The organism is Acutalibacter sp. 1XD8-33 (assembly GCF_003612555.1).
Taxonomy (GTDB): domain Bacteria; phylum Bacillota; class Clostridia; order Oscillospirales; family Acutalibacteraceae; genus Acutalibacter.
Genome location: NZ_RAZF01000010.1, coordinates 45881 through 59725, shown reverse-complemented (window position 1 = coordinate 59725; position 13845 = coordinate 45881). Strand labels below are relative to the sequence as shown.

Annotated in this window: 12 protein-coding genes and 4 tRNA genes; 10 read left to right on the top strand and 6 right to left on the bottom strand. The window is 52.1% G+C overall.

The annotated features are described in order from the left end of the window. The first annotated feature begins 83 nt into the window (after positions 1 to 83). Both D7X94_RS08905 and D7X94_RS18155 read left to right on the top strand, forming a co-directional pair. On the top strand, positions 84 to 1856 hold the full coding sequence (locus D7X94_RS08905) for a phosphoenolpyruvate carboxykinase (GTP) (protein ID WP_120427366.1): 1773 nt from the start codon (positions 84 to 86) through the stop codon (positions 1854 to 1856). A 25-nt stretch (positions 1857 to 1881) separates the two neighbouring features. Continuing rightward, complete coding sequence (locus D7X94_RS18155; protein WP_147401692.1) at positions 1882 to 2127, top strand: hypothetical protein; 246 nt, start codon at positions 1882 to 1884, stop codon at positions 2125 to 2127. Positions 2128 to 2169: 42 nt separating this feature from the next. Here D7X94_RS18155 and D7X94_RS08900 read toward each other — a convergent pair whose 3' ends face one another. Both D7X94_RS08900 and D7X94_RS08895 read right to left on the bottom strand, forming a co-directional pair. Beyond that, positions 2170 to 3189: a hypothetical protein gene (locus D7X94_RS08900; RefSeq protein ID WP_120427365.1), complete on the bottom strand. Its 1020-nt coding sequence runs from the start codon at positions 3187 to 3189 to the stop codon at positions 2170 to 2172. 40 nt (positions 3190 to 3229) lie between these two features. Continuing rightward, positions 3230 to 3790 carry an RNA polymerase sigma factor gene (locus tag D7X94_RS08895; protein WP_120427364.1) on the bottom strand — a complete coding sequence of 187 codons (561 nt, stop codon included), beginning with the start codon at positions 3788 to 3790 and terminating at the stop codon, positions 3230 to 3232. Positions 3791 to 4356: 566 nt separating this feature from the next. Between D7X94_RS08895 and trhA the strand changes: the two genes are divergently transcribed. The 6 genes from trhA (at position 4357) to D7X94_RS18150 (ending at position 6772) form a co-directional block, all read left to right on the top strand. Next, positions 4357 to 5055, top strand: coding sequence for a PAQR family membrane homeostasis protein TrhA (gene trhA, locus D7X94_RS08885; protein WP_243111236.1), 699 nt, complete (start codon positions 4357 to 4359; stop codon positions 5053 to 5055). 140 nt (positions 5056 to 5195) lie between these two features. Beyond that, positions 5196 to 5269: transfer RNA gene (locus tag D7X94_RS08880), tRNA-Gly, on the top strand. Between the two features lie 75 nt (positions 5270 to 5344). After that, positions 5345 to 5421 (top strand) — tRNA-Arg (locus tag D7X94_RS08875). Between the two features lie 5 nt (positions 5422 to 5426). Continuing rightward, positions 5427 to 5503 (top strand) — tRNA-His (locus tag D7X94_RS08870). Between the two features lie 52 nt (positions 5504 to 5555). Then, a tRNA-Gln gene (locus tag D7X94_RS08865) sits at positions 5556 to 5630 on the top strand. Positions 5631 to 6355: 725 nt separating this feature from the next. After that, complete coding sequence (locus D7X94_RS18150; protein WP_147401691.1) at positions 6356 to 6772, top strand: hypothetical protein; 417 nt, start codon at positions 6356 to 6358, stop codon at positions 6770 to 6772. 604 nt (positions 6773 to 7376) lie between these two features. Here the strand turns inward: D7X94_RS18150 and D7X94_RS08855 are convergent. The 4 genes from D7X94_RS08855 to D7X94_RS08840 form a co-directional block, all read right to left on the bottom strand. Beyond that, positions 7377 to 8012 (bottom strand): ATP-binding cassette domain-containing protein, encoded by a 636-nt coding sequence (locus tag D7X94_RS08855; RefSeq protein ID WP_120427362.1) that lies wholly within the window; start codon positions 8010 to 8012, stop codon positions 7377 to 7379. Positions 8013 to 8037: 25 nt separating this feature from the next. Then, a complete protein-coding gene (locus tag D7X94_RS08850) occupies positions 8038 to 9330 on the bottom strand; it encodes an ABC transporter permease (RefSeq protein WP_120427361.1) in 1293 nt (430 codons plus the stop codon). Positions 9331 to 9341: 11 nt separating this feature from the next. Then, positions 9342 to 10676 carry an ABC transporter permease gene (locus D7X94_RS08845; protein WP_120427360.1) on the bottom strand — a complete coding sequence of 445 codons (1335 nt, stop codon included), beginning with the start codon at positions 10674 to 10676 and terminating at the stop codon, positions 9342 to 9344. 232 nt (positions 10677 to 10908) lie between these two features. After that, entirely contained in the window at positions 10909 to 11676 is a 768-nt protein-coding gene (locus D7X94_RS08840) for an IS5 family transposase (protein WP_120427425.1), read from the bottom strand. An 86-nt stretch (positions 11677 to 11762) separates the two neighbouring features. Between D7X94_RS08840 and D7X94_RS08835 the strand changes: the two genes are divergently transcribed. Both D7X94_RS08835 and D7X94_RS08830 read left to right on the top strand, forming a co-directional pair. Beyond that, positions 11763 to 12431, top strand: coding sequence for a response regulator transcription factor (locus tag D7X94_RS08835; protein WP_120427359.1), 669 nt, complete (start codon positions 11763 to 11765; stop codon positions 12429 to 12431). Further along, entirely contained in the window at positions 12415 to 13761 is a 1347-nt protein-coding gene (locus D7X94_RS08830) for a HAMP domain-containing sensor histidine kinase (RefSeq protein WP_120427358.1), read from the top strand. The genes D7X94_RS08835 and D7X94_RS08830 overlap by 17 nt, the downstream gene beginning before the upstream one ends. The last annotated feature ends 84 nt before the right edge of the window (positions 13762 to 13845 follow it).

Sequence of the window (13845 nt, the reverse complement as noted above, 5' to 3'; positions counted from 1 at the left end):
TCGTATGTGATAAAATGAGTGTCAGAATGAGTTTCTACAAATTTCAAATTTTCCTATATTTTTTTGAAAGGAGCAAGTTTAGCATGACCAACAACAAGACAGTCCTGAACTGGCTGGAAGAGATGAAGGAGCTTGTCACGCCAGACAACGTGGTGTGGATCGATGGCTCTGAGGAGCAGGTGGAAGCCCTGCGCAAGGAGGCCTGCTCTACCGGCGAGATGATCAAGCTCAACCAGGATAAACTGCCTGACTGCTACTACCACCGCACCGCCGTCAACGACGTGGCCCGTGTGGAGGGCCGCACCTTCATCTGCTCCAAGAAGGAGGAGGACGCGGGCCCCACCAACCATTGGATGGATCCCGAGAAGGCCTACAAGATGCTGTTCGACATTGCCCGGGGCAGCTACAAGGGCCGCACCATGTATATCATCCCCTATTCCATGGGCCCTGTGGGCTCTCCTCTGGCCAAGATCGGCATTGAGGTCACCGACTCCATCTACGTGGTGCTGAACATGTCCATCATGACCCGCACCGGCAAGGCTGTGCTGGACGTGCTGGGTGACAGCACCGACTGGGTGAAGGGCCTGCACTGCAAGGTGGACGTCGACGAGGAGAAACGCTATATCTGCCACTTCCCCGAGGACAACTATATCATCAGCGTAAACTCCGGCTACGGCGGAAACGTGCTGCTGGGCAAGAAGTGCTTCGCTCTGCGCATCGCCTCCTATCAGGCCAAGAACGAGGGCTGGATGGCCGAGCATATGCTCATCCTGGGCATTGAAAATCCCCAGGGCGAAGTGAAGTATGTCTGCGCTGCGTTCCCCTCCGCCTGCGGAAAGACCAATCTGGCCATGATGATCCCGCCCGAGGGCTACAAGGCCAAGGGCTACAAGGTGTGGACCGTGGGCGACGACATCTCCTGGATGCGCCAGGGCCCGGACGGCCGCCTGTACGCCATCAACCCGGAGAACGGATTCTTCGGCGTGGCCCCCGGCACCAATATGAAGTCCAACCCCAACGCCCTGATCTCCACCCAGAAGGGCACCATCTTCACCAACGTGGGCCGCAATCTGGACGACAACACCGTGTGGTGGGAGAGCCTGGACAAGAACCCGCCTGTGAATGCCCAGGAGTGGAAGGGAGCCGATGTGAACGGCCCCGAGTTCATCGCCGAGGGCGGCAAGCTGGCCCATCCCAACAGCCGCTTCACCGCTCCCGCCAAGAATTGCCCCTGCATCAGCCCCGAGTTTGACAAGGGCGAGGGCGTGCCGGTTTCCGCCATCATCTTCGGCGGCCGCCGTCCCGACACCGTGCCCCTGGTGTACCAGTCCCGCGACTGGAACGCCGGCGTGTTTGTAGGCTCCATCACCGGCTCCGAGACCACCGCCGCCGCCGCTGGCGCCGTGGGCGTGGTCCGCCGGGATCCCATGGCCATGCTGCCCTTCTGCGGCTACCATATGGGCGACTACTTCCAGCACTGGATCGAGATGGGCGAAAAGCTGGGAGACAAAGCTCCCAAGATTTTCAATGTAAACTGGTTCCGCACCGACGCGGACGGCCACTTCATCTGGCCCGGCTTTGGTGACAACTTCCGCGTGGTGGAGTGGATCATCAAGCGCTGCGAGGGCAAAGTGGACGCTGTGGAGACTCCCATTGGCTTTGTGCCTAAGGCCGAGGACATCAACCTTGAGGGTCTGGACTTCTCTATCGACACCCTCAAGGAGATCCTCACCGTGGACAAGGCCGCCTGGGCCAAGGAGGCCGAGGGCATCGAGGAGTTCTACAAGCAGTTCGGCGACAAGCTGCCCCAGGCCCTGAAGGACCAGTTGGAGACTTTGAAGGCCAACTGCAAGTAAGCATACTTTTATGGAGTGATACGGAATGGCCTCCGCCACCAAGAGTTCGCGAGCAAACTCTTGGTGGCTACGGCAAAGTCGTGGAGCGCCGCTCCACACCACGCCACTTTTGAAAAAGTGGACAAAACTTTTACTCTGGTCAATATTGACCGATCAAGCTGTCCAGGGCAAAAGTTTTTCCTATAAGTATTTTAATCCCTTTATCAAAAAAGCAGAGGGCGGCTATGATTCAGCCGTTCTCTGCTTTTTTGATGCAGCTTTTAACTTTTAAGTTTAAGAGAATCTTTTGAACCAGGCGGCAAAGCCGCCGAACTTAAGAACCTGCTTTGAAGCCATGGAAAGTCTCGCCATTTTCCTTGGAGAAGAGGTCCAGGCTAAAGCTGTCCCCCAGGAACCAGTTCAGCACCGCGACCATGTACTCATCGGGAATACCTTCTTGTGCAAAAATCCGGTAGTACATGCCCTCCCTCTGGAAGCTCAGGGTCCTCTCCTGGCCGGAGGTTCCCAGGGCGACGACGGTCACCCCGTCCCGGAGGACCCGGGTCTCGCCCCCCTGAATCTTCGCCTGGACTTCCGTATCCGGGTCTGCCGGATTCTGGGCGGAGACAGTGGCCGTAAGGAACCAGGCCGTAAGCCCTTTCTCATCATCGTCCTCTTCCAGGCCCCAGCACATTTGCAGCTGGGAGAGCCGGTCCTTCTCATCGTAGTCCCCGAAAATCAGGGGAGAATGGGAATCCCCCAGGTCCGGCAGGGCCTTTTTCACCTGCTCCGACTGGGCGAACTCGGTTTCCCCCCGAAAAGACATACTATCGACGAATTCAACGGCCAGGGAGACGGGCTCCGGGGCCTGGGCGTTATGGGAGAAATATTCCTCCGCCGGAAGCATGCCTTCGGGAAAACCGGACTGGTAAGTCTCACCTAGGATGGTGGCTGTCCAACTATTGCCCGCGCTGTCGTCGTAGCACTCTATATAAATGTCCGCTTTCTGGGACTCCAGCTTTCCTGTCTCTTCATAGACATTCTCTTCAGGCTCCGCTTCCTTAGCCATCTGGGGCGAGTGCGCCTCTCCCCCTCCCGCCTCCGCCCCCCCGTCCTCCAGCTGGTGGGAGGTGTTCACGGCGTTATCGGGAGCGGCGGATTCTTCAGGCGCCAGGGGAAGAAACACCTGCTTCAGAATCCAGGGCAAGAAGAGGACGCATAGACAGGCTGCCGCGGCGATCCAGGCACTGAAGTCGAAAACCCGCCGGAGTTTGGAGGCGGGAGCCTGGGCGGCCGCCTGGATGAGATCCGGGTCCAAGCCCTCCAGTTTATCTAAAAAATCACTGCCATTCATACATAAATCACAATCCTTTCCGATTCCCGGCGCGCTGGGGCTATAACGAATACCCTTCTTTAGACAGATAGTCTCTCAGTCCGGCGCGGCAGCGGTAGAGGGTAGTCTTTACCTTGCTCTGGCTGGCTCCAAACCGGTCCGCAATGCTGGAGATGGAGTCCAGATACCAGTAGCGGCGGATGAACATATCCCGGCGGTCCTGAGACAGGGTACGCAGATAGATGCTGACGGCCTCGGCTAAAAAAATGCCGTCCACCTGCCCCTGGGCGTCCTCCCGGGAGGGAATGCATTCCTCCAACTCGTTGGTAAGCTGGGTAAGAGGTGCGCTGCGTTTTTGGCGGCCCCGGCTACGGCAGACATTGATTGCCAGCCGCCGGGTAATCTTTGCCAAAAAGGGGAACAGGTAATCCCATGGCTCATGAGGGGGAATAGCAGCCCACGCCTGTAGATAGGCATCGTTCTCGCATTCCTCCGCGTCTGAAGAATTCGCCAGCAGATTGTTGGCCAGCGCCCGTAGGCGGCCTCCATATTTCTCCGCCGTATAGGTGATGGCAGACTCATCCCGGCGTAAAAACAGCGCCACAATTTTTTCATCTTCCATGTTCCCACACCTCTCTCTCGGGCCCTCATTCTATATATCGTTATTAAGAGTGGAAGGGTTACGGAGAAGTGAAAATTTTTTGAATAATTTTTTGAAGCGCAAAACTTCGCATAAAGCCGCATAACTGTTTCCAGTACAACGGTCAGCGTGGCCATCTGACGTTCATAATCGGTTTTCATGTTGTGGTAGTGCTCACGAGTGATCTCGCCGTCTTTCCAGTCTTAATACAGACCTTGCTTGTAGCGGGTGACTTTCACCAGTTCCCGCTCCTTGGCCGCGATCTGGTCGTCCAGCCGCTTTGACTGGCACTTCTTGACCGGGGCCGTACTGATAAGCACGATAATTTCAGAGTAGGAAACCGCTAAATGTACCTGCTCTAAATCTCTGTTTTCTCAGAATTGTGTGATTTTATTTTGCTGTTTTTGGGCTGCATCTCGATTATCTACACAAGGTTTCAAAAAGCACAGAAAAAACCTCTTGCATTTTCAGGATAAGCGGTATATAATATTCATATAAATGGTCTCAAGAACTATATGTTGCTATTTTAAAAATCTGGAGGTGCGAAAATGGAAAACGCGATGACAAGGAAAAGCCGAAGCAGAGGAGAGCTTCGCCGGGAAAAATGCGAATCTATGGGCCTTCCCCGGTATTCTCTGGGGGAAGAAATCTTTTCCGCTGTGTCTCATGGCGTGTCCGCCCTGTTTGCTGTGACGGTTTTGGTCCTGCTGCTGGTGTTCTGCCGGAAAACCCCCGTTGTGATCAGCTCTGTGTCCATATATGGCGGCACAATGGTGATGCTGTACACGATATCTACAATTTATCATGGTTTGGGGCTCAACCGCGCGAAGGTAGTATTCCGCTCTCTGGACCACTGCACGATTTTTCTGCTTATTGCCGGCACCTACACACCGATTACGTTGGTCTGCCTGGGAGGCATTCTTGGCTGGGCCATGTTCTGGCTGGTGTGGGCCGCCGCCGCAGTCGGGATTGTCCTAAACGCGGTCAGCGTGGAACGCTTCAAAGCGGTATCCATGGTCTGTTACCTATGTATGGGCTGGGTGGTTATTTTTGCCATGGGGATCTTGTGGAAAAGCGTGAGCCACTTGGGGTTTTGGTGTCTGCTGGCCGGCGGGATTCTGTACACGGCGGGAACGATACTCTACGGCCTGGGAAAGAAAATTCCTTATATGCACTCTTGCTTCCACCTGTTTGTGTTGGCAGGAAGTATTTTACAAGCGATTTGCGTCTATGAGATCGCGTCATAAAAGGCGGCTGGAAGAAAATCTCTTAAGAGAGCTGAAAATTCACTTGACGAATCCACTGAACTATGCTATAATCACGTAGTAACTGGAGGTTCCTAGTGTGTTATGGCGCTAGAAGGGCTTCTGGAGTGCGGGGTCGATGCGCGGGTGTAGTTCAGTGGTAGAACTCCAGCCTTCCAAGCTGGTCGTGTGGGTTCGATTCCCATCACCCGCTCCATTTTCCTTTCAGCTTCCTATCGATTTGTTTCATACTTTATCTCTTTGAACGCAGGCCAAAGGGAATGCCTCATGTGCGCCAATAGCTCAGCTGGATAGAGCAACTGCCTTCTAAGCAGTAGGCCAGGGGTTCGAGTCCCTTTTGGCGCGCCATTATGGTGGATGTAGCTTAGTTGGTTAAAGCGCCAGATTGTGGCTCTGGAGATCGTGGGTTCGAGTCCCATCTTCCACCCCACACACGGGCACGGAGTTTAATTCTTTGTGATTAGACTCCGTGCCCGGCATATTGGGCTGTCGCCAAGCGGTAAGGCAACGGACTTTGACTCCGTCACCCGTGAGTTCGAATCTCGCCAGCCCAGCCATCCTAGGAAAACCAAAAAGATATTTGGGTAAAAGACCGCGTAACCACGCGGTTTTTTGCATCTCAAAAGGCTGGATTTCAAAAGTGCCGAAACGTGGATGTAAAAACGGCCTTTTGGCTTTGCGGCAGGAAGTGAACTCGCACAACAACGAAATAGAGCAAACATAAATGGCTGGTCGCTGGAGGTTAGCCCTCGCAAACAAGCGACCGGCTTTTCATTTTCAAGAGAAAGATGTTGATGACAAGTAAGATAACCGCAAACCGTTACCTGTTCTCGGCCCGCACTCTGCCCAATTATTACAAAAGTTTCAAAGGCATCTTTAGAGGGTATTTCTTTGGGTTTGGTCTGGACTTCTCAAAATCTTGTGGTATCCTTGTGGTCAAGAAAAACTTCAAGAAGGGATGAGACCCATGAAGAAAATCCTAACAGCCTTCCTGACCACAGCCCTCTTAGCGAGCATTATCGGGTGCCAGACAGCACCGCCAGACCCAGCACCTGCTCTGCAAACACTCGCGGTAAAGACTGAACCAGCCTCGGGAGCTGACCGGGCTACCATTGATATGACTGCCGTCCTTGAGCAGATCATCGCCGGAATAAATTTCAAGCCGACCGTATCAACAATCAAAAAATTTGTCATTAAAGATGAACACGATAGTCAAACCATCTCTCCACACGCGAAACAAGAAAGCTCATACGCATCCACCTCTAGCGTAGAAGATACCGATATGCAGGGCACAGAACCAAAGACAATAGACCCAACGCCTGCGCCAAAGCAGCCAGATACCGAGCCTGACACCACCCTGACAGTTACCGTGAAAACAGCGCCCACTCCACCACCAGCGGCTACACCAACTCCAGCCCCTACGCCGGAGCCACCAGCGCCCACGCCAACCCCAGAGCCGGTCATAGAGGAACCCTCCTTCGACATCGGCTACTGGATAGGCTACGCACAAAGCTATGCCCAGGGCCTTGGCCTGCGGCTGGAGAACAGCGCGGTAGACTGCTGGGATAACCCCATAGGGGCCGGGCCACACAGCACCTGTCTGGATAGGGACATCGCCAGCAGGCTGAACCGGTATGCCAACGGCCAGGACAGCACCGATGTTGTGGATAAGAGCAAATCGAAGATTTGCTCTGTATGAGTCCACTGATGGGAACTGCTACGACATCAATATCGGGTACGCTTGACAGAAAAATGAACGCCAGCCCTGAGTGCATCGCAAATCGCGGTGCGCTTTTTCTTTGCCATTCATCGCCGCTGTCGGCCCCTGACCCCCTACGTGGCCCCGTGTTGGGGCTTGCGGGGCTTGGTCGGGAAAGCACTCGGTCTAGCCATGGCGTGGGCCGTGTTGGGCCAGTGTGGGCAAACCTCAGAATCACAGGTTTTGGGGCGGGTTTGGCAAGGTCGAAAAGCAAGCAGGAGAAAGGAGGTGGGGTTGCTATGCTCCCCACCTCCGGGTCACGATGCCCGGCAACGCCGGTCGTTTCAAGGGAGTATGGGCTTTCGGGATTGCAAAATAAGATAGGGCTGCTAAGTCCACAGTTCCCTGAAAATAGGGTTGTAAGTCCAATAAATGGCTGTATAATGGCAAAAAATTCAGGGGTTGCTAATTAAACTGTGAAAAAGAAACCGCCTCCCGCCAAGAGGGGGCTATACCCTCTCGGTGAAAGGCGGTACCTGTCACCATGTCAGGTCTAGTGAACTACCCAAGTGAAAAAGAAATACAAGCAGATAGAATATAGTGATTAAAGCTTACTTAATTTTAATACCCCTTTTGTTAGCTGAAAGACTGCATCAGCCTCTTTCGCCAGTTCATTAGAGTGCGTCACGATCACCACGCACTTGCCGGATTTATGGGCGCTGTCTTTGAGGATGGCCGTGATTTCAGCAGCCGTGTCCTCGTCCAAATTCCCGGTCGGCTCGTCTGCAAGGATAACTTTCGCGTCGCTGGCCAGAGCACGGGCAATAGCTACGCGCTGCTGCTGTCCCCCGGACAGCTTTAGCACATTCCGCTTTGCTTCTTCTGCGGTCAATCCTAACTGCTCCAGAATGGGGAGCGGCGGCAGTTTGGATGTCAAAGCTACATTCTCCATAGGGGTCAGATAGTCGATCAAGTTGTAACTCTGGAAGATGAACGCCACATGACTGCGCCGGTGAGCGGCAAGGCCGGTCTTTGCAATGTCCTCTCCTTGGTACAAAATCTGACCACTGGAGGGGCTGTCCAGACCACCCAGCAGGGACAGCAGCGTGGTCTTGCCGCACCCGGAGGGGCCGAGGATTGCGTACATCTTGCCCAGCTCCATTTGAGCGTTGATGCCCTTCAGGACTTTCTTTTTGCCGTCATAGGCATATTGCACATTTTGGATTTCCATGATATTCATAAGGCTACCTCATTTCTTCGTAAAATCATTCCATTTGTGACAGGATTGTTTTCGGCTTCAACCGCATGGCGGAGATGCAGGATGCTAACACTGCTGTCACCAATAGGACGCCGCCCACGACAACAACCAGCATAAAGTGCTCCGATGTAACGATGATGTGTTCAGCCGTTTTGCCGAACAGTGTTCCCAAGGTTCCAGCTGCCTGTTTGCTGGACAGATAGGCCAGAGGAAACGCTGCCGCTGCAATCAACAGGACTTCCAGCAGATATTGGAGAACAACCACAGGTTTGGCGATACCAACCGCCAGCAAGATTCCGGCTTCTCTTTTCCGGCTGCGAACGGACATGGATAGAATAAGAATCATCAGCACCATGCTCACGGCGGTAATGACAACAATTAAGGTAGTAATCAGAGTACCTGTGTCAGAAAGGGCGCTGGAGATATTTTGGTACACTTCATCGTTGGCTGTAATAAGAAAGTTGTTCCAGTTGATTGTATTGATTTTTTGCACCTCATGGAGGATACTTTCAAGCCGTTCCGGGTCGGAAACAAAGAAATCCGCGGAGGCATAGCCCACATCTGTGTAATTTTCCAACAGCTTCTTCATGGCGGCTTCACTGACAAAGGCATTGTTCGTATACTCGTAGTAAGAAGATTCGTTGTAATGGTTGCGCTCGTCTGTTTTATCCGCCACGACTTCAAATAAACCAACAATTTCCAAATCCATTGTTTTGTCATCGGATAGAGGGTTATTGACTGCCTGGATGGTATCGCCTGCTTTAAGATTATGTTTATCCGCAATATCTTTACTGATAACGATTCCATTCTTAACAGAGGAATCAATCGTCCTCCCCTCGCACATAACCAAAGCCCCGGACAGGAAAAGAGAATGGTATTTTGAATTGATGCAGCTATAAGAGTAAAACTGACAGTCAACAATCGCATAACCTGTAGGTTCCATTTGTTCCAGCCATTGCCCCCGACGATCAGACAGGCATAGAATGGTGCGGATCGAAGCGTTGTAACCCTCTATTCCATTGATAGCAGCGATGCTTTCCATTTTGTCAGCCGTAAGGTATTCCTGCGTGCTGAATGAGCCGCCTCTATCACTGCTCCAGCCACCTGTCGCAGTATTACGGCTGACGGTAAAACTTGCTCCTGTCGTTCCCCTGACCTCCTCGGCCTGTTCCTCCTGAACATCTGCTATGGCAAGCCCGGACAGAACCAGAGTGGTGATTGCCAGCAACAGGCAGAACAGCAGCAGGGTCTTTTTCCATTTTCTTGCGGTATACAAGACCGCTCGTGTGATGAAATTCATTGTGCGCCCCCTTAACTCATCTGTGACAAAATGCTCTTGGGCTTCATCTTCATGACCGGGTAAGCGGCCAAGGCGGTGGATGCCGTGCAAAGTATCATGCCGAAGGCCCACACGGTCAGGTAGTCCTTTGCCGAAACCGCCACCATGATCTCCGACAGTCCCAAATCCTCGGCAGGTTCTCCACCGCTTTCAGAGTTCCCGGTCAAATCTACTGCTTCATAGGTTTCCGTAGTCACTTGGGACAGCAGACAGCTCCCGATCTGATTGGATATAGCCGAACTGACACCATAGGAAAGAAGCAGGGCGATAGCTGCCGCCAAAATCACTTCCAGCAGATATTGCATAAGTACAGAGCCTTTTGACACGCCTATTGCCAGATAGACGCCTGTTTCGTGAATACGCCCCCGCAGCCGCAGCGTCAGGAACAGGGACAGCACTGCGAGACAGATGATAGACACTACCGCAATCGCAATAAAAACAATGTTTTGCAGACTTCGCAGAGATTCTTTCGCGTTTTGATAGTCGTTGTCATAGCGGGTCAACGTACAGCTTTCCCAATCCATTCCTGGAAGTTCCTGCACCTCAGTCATGATACGGTCAAGATCGTCCGGATCATTCACATAGAAGTCTCCGTATTGGCTGCTGGCCGCGCCATCACCATAGAGCAGGAAAGAAGCGGTGGAGAGGTCGGTAAACACGATGTTGTCATAGAGATCGTAGGATGGCGCGATTCCAATGGAATCCTGCTCCTTTGTGTTGGTAAAGATTCCAGCCACCGTCACCGGGATTGTATGGGCGTTCTCCGATACATTTCCCAGCAGCATGGTATCGCCCACAGCCAGCCCATTGCGTTGGGCAAATTTCTCGTGAATCAGCACCTCATTCCTGCTTCCGGCGGTGACGGCGCTGCCGCCGGTTAGCACGAAGCCCCCATCTGTGAAATAGCTGTCCTCCTGCGAATTGGAGTTCGCCACGATCTTACCGGCATTTTCGTACCCCTCCGGCACCTGGGCCGCGCCCTCGGTGCTGATCTCCAGCAGCTTTCCACCCGTGTCATAGTAATTTGCATGGGAATAGGAGCGCAGGGTGTACCTGCCGCTCAAGCCGTCTATGGCGAGAATGCTGCTCACCGTATCCTCCGGGATACCGCTTTTCAGATGCTTCGCATTGATGGTAAAATACCCCAGCAGAGCTTTTTTGATGTTGGCGTTTGCGGTTTTTGTGGCGGACTGGATGGACAGGCAGGTCAGCATCATTGTTGCCATGACCAGCAGAAACGCTAGAAGCGTGATCGTCTTGCCCTTTTTCCGTATGGAATACAGGCAGGCCCGTTTCCACAAATTCATTTTATCGACCTCCTTGTGTGGAATAATCCAATCATACGCCGTGAAGATGGAGTTGCGGTGGAGTTAAAGGGTAGATTTGATAGAGTTTTCGATTCTTAACATTTGATAGCTTGATTTGCCCATAAAATAAGGGTACAATTCCTTGTACCCGAGAGAAATATTGAGTTTCTCCACCTCAGCTCCACAATCATGCTATATAATAAAGACGGGTACTAAATAGTGTCTACATAAGTTAAGCACGAATAGCAGCCCAAATAGCGATACAACGGACGTGTACCGCAGCGATAAAGGCATCAGAGGTCTTAGCATAACGAGTAGCAATACCTCTCCAACGTTTCAGGGTAAGGAAGCAGTTTTCTACCAAATGACGCAGCTTATAGAGATATTTATCATAGTCACGCTGTTCTTTGCGGTTCCTCTTGGGCGGAATCACAGGTTCCATCCCAGCTGAAACCGCATAGGCCAGGATATCATTTGTGTCATAGCCCCGGTCTGCCAGCAAGATCTCCGCAGAAATACCCTCTATCAGGTGGACAGCTTCTTTACAATCCGCTCGGGTACCTTCTGTAATAAGCACTCGGACTGGCATACCATTCGCCTCCACGGCCAGATGTATTTTGGTGTTGAGCCCCCTTTTGTCCTGGTCATATCCTGATTGCCGCCCTTCGCCCCCCGCCGCCTGGGGATGCACTTTGATATGGCTGGCGTCGATCATCAGCCATTCATAATCCGGTTCGTCGATCAGAATTTCCAGAAGTTTTTCCCAAACACCTTTTCTGCGCCAACGGATGAACCGCTGATGAACGCTGCCCCACTTCCCGTAATCGGGAGGCAAATCTCGCCAGGGCGCTCCGGTCCGCAATACCCAAAACACCGCATTGATAAAGCGACGGTTATCCTGGGCAATCCCTCCCCACTGTCCTCGTTGTCCTGGCAAATGGGGTTCCAGCAACGACCACACCTGATCGCTTATATCGTGTCTGTGATAAGAAGCATCCATCTTTTCCTCTCCTGTCTTTTTTGATGCTTCCATTCTATCACAATTCCTCTACCTTGTGTAGACACTATCTAAGGGAGGCGAATCAGATGGAAAAGCATATTTTAGTTATAGAAGATGAAGCGTCCATCCAAAATATCCTGCGAATATTTTTGGAGGACGCCGGGTACCAGGCCACACTGGCAGATGATGGTATGGACGGTATTGCCGCCTTTCACAAGGACAGCTTTGACCTTGTGCTGCTGGATATCATGATGCCCCGGCTGGACGGCTATTCGGTCTGCGAGATGATCCGCAATGAGAGCAGCACGCCTATTATCCTGCTGACCGCTCTGGATGATGAGGACAGCCAACTAAAAGGCTTTGATCTGCTGGCGGACGATTATATCACAAAGCCCTTTTCCATGCCGCTGGTTTTGAAACGGATAGAGGCTGTGCTGCGGAGATCCCAGGCTGGAGAGAAAAGCAGTGTGCTGGCCTATCAAAATGTCCAGTTGGACACAGAAAACTATAAGGTTTTTGTTGAGGGTAAAGAAATAACTTTGACCGCCCGGGAGTTTGACATCCTGCGCTTGCTGATGGAGAACCAGGGCCGGGTATTCACCAGGGAGCAGCTGCTGGATATTATCTGGAATTATGACTATCTGGGAGATGATAAAATCATCAACACCCACATCAAAAATATCCGCAAAAAGCTGGGGGTAGACTGTATCGAAACTATAAGAGGGGTGGGATATCGCATTGATAAAAACCATTAAGAACAGCCTATGGATGAAAATATTCCTCTCACTGACCATTCTGCTATTTGCTGTCAGTTTCCTCCTCTATGGAATTGTCACGGCGGTCATGCCAGCCAGCTACCGTTCACAGCAGACTATGGGCTACACGGAACAGATGGGCCGATTGGTCACGGAATTGGAAAACGGTACTGTGGATGACGCCATAAACCATATCTATGAATTTTGCCTGAACCACAATGCTGTCGCCACGCTGAGCGGAAAGCTAAATACTGTCACCTTTGGAGAAGGATCCACATCGGATGAAAAGCAGCCTGCTCAGACCGCTACCGCAAATTTGAAAATTGGCGAAGAAACCTATCAGCTTTCCGTTACCATATCCGGCAGGCTGGTGAATCAGCTTACCAAAGCGTTCTGGAATCTGCTGTCCATTATCAGCCTGCTAATCCTTTCTATCTCCATCATTGCCGCCAGTGCGTACACACATTTTCTTGCGAAACCGATTTTGAAGATCAGCGATATTTCCAAGCGCCTTGCCGCGCTGGACATGACGTGGCGGTGCGATACTACCCGCACGGACGAAGTGGGCATACTGGCGAGGAACCTCAACACTATGGCCGAACGCTTGGATATCGCGCTCCGGGAGTTAACCACCGCCAACGCCAAATTGCAGGAGGATATTGAGCAGGAACACCGACAGGAGAAAGTACGAATGGACTTCTTCCGGGCAGTGTCCCACGAGTTGAAAACCCCTATTACTGTGTTGAAAGGCGAGTTGGAGGGGATGATTTATCAGGTTGGCGAGTATAAGGACAGGGACAAGCACCTTCGATGCTCTATGCGGACTATAAAAGAGATGGAGAATCTGGTCAAGGAAATTCTGTCCGTTTCCCGGATGGCAGGCAGTGATTTCAGTTTGAACAAGGCTGAAGTAAACATGACCGCCCTCGTCCAGTCCTGCTGCCGGAAATGGCAGGGGCTGGCAGAAGATAAGGGGCAGCAGCTGATAGCTGGCCTCAATGAATGCACCTGCGTGGGCGACCGCGATTTACTGGAAAAAGCTGTGTCAAATATTATTGGGAATGCGGTCATCCATTCGGAAAATAATTCTGTCATCAGGGTATCGCTGAGAGAGAACGTACTGGAAGTCCTCAACACCGGACACATACCAGAGGGTGAGTTGGAGCGCATCTTCGAGCCGTTTTATCGGGTGGAGTCCTCCCACAACCGAAAGACCGGTGGCAGCGGGCTGGGGCTGTATATTGTTAAAACGATCTTGGATCAGCATAGGATGGCATATGACATTAACAATACAGAGGGTGGGGTGCGCTTTATAGTCCGCCTTTCTTAAAAAGGGAAAAATGAAGGAGTGCAACCGTTTCGAAGATGGTTGTACTCCTTTTTTTATTCCTGCGGCGCGCACTACCATTGAAAA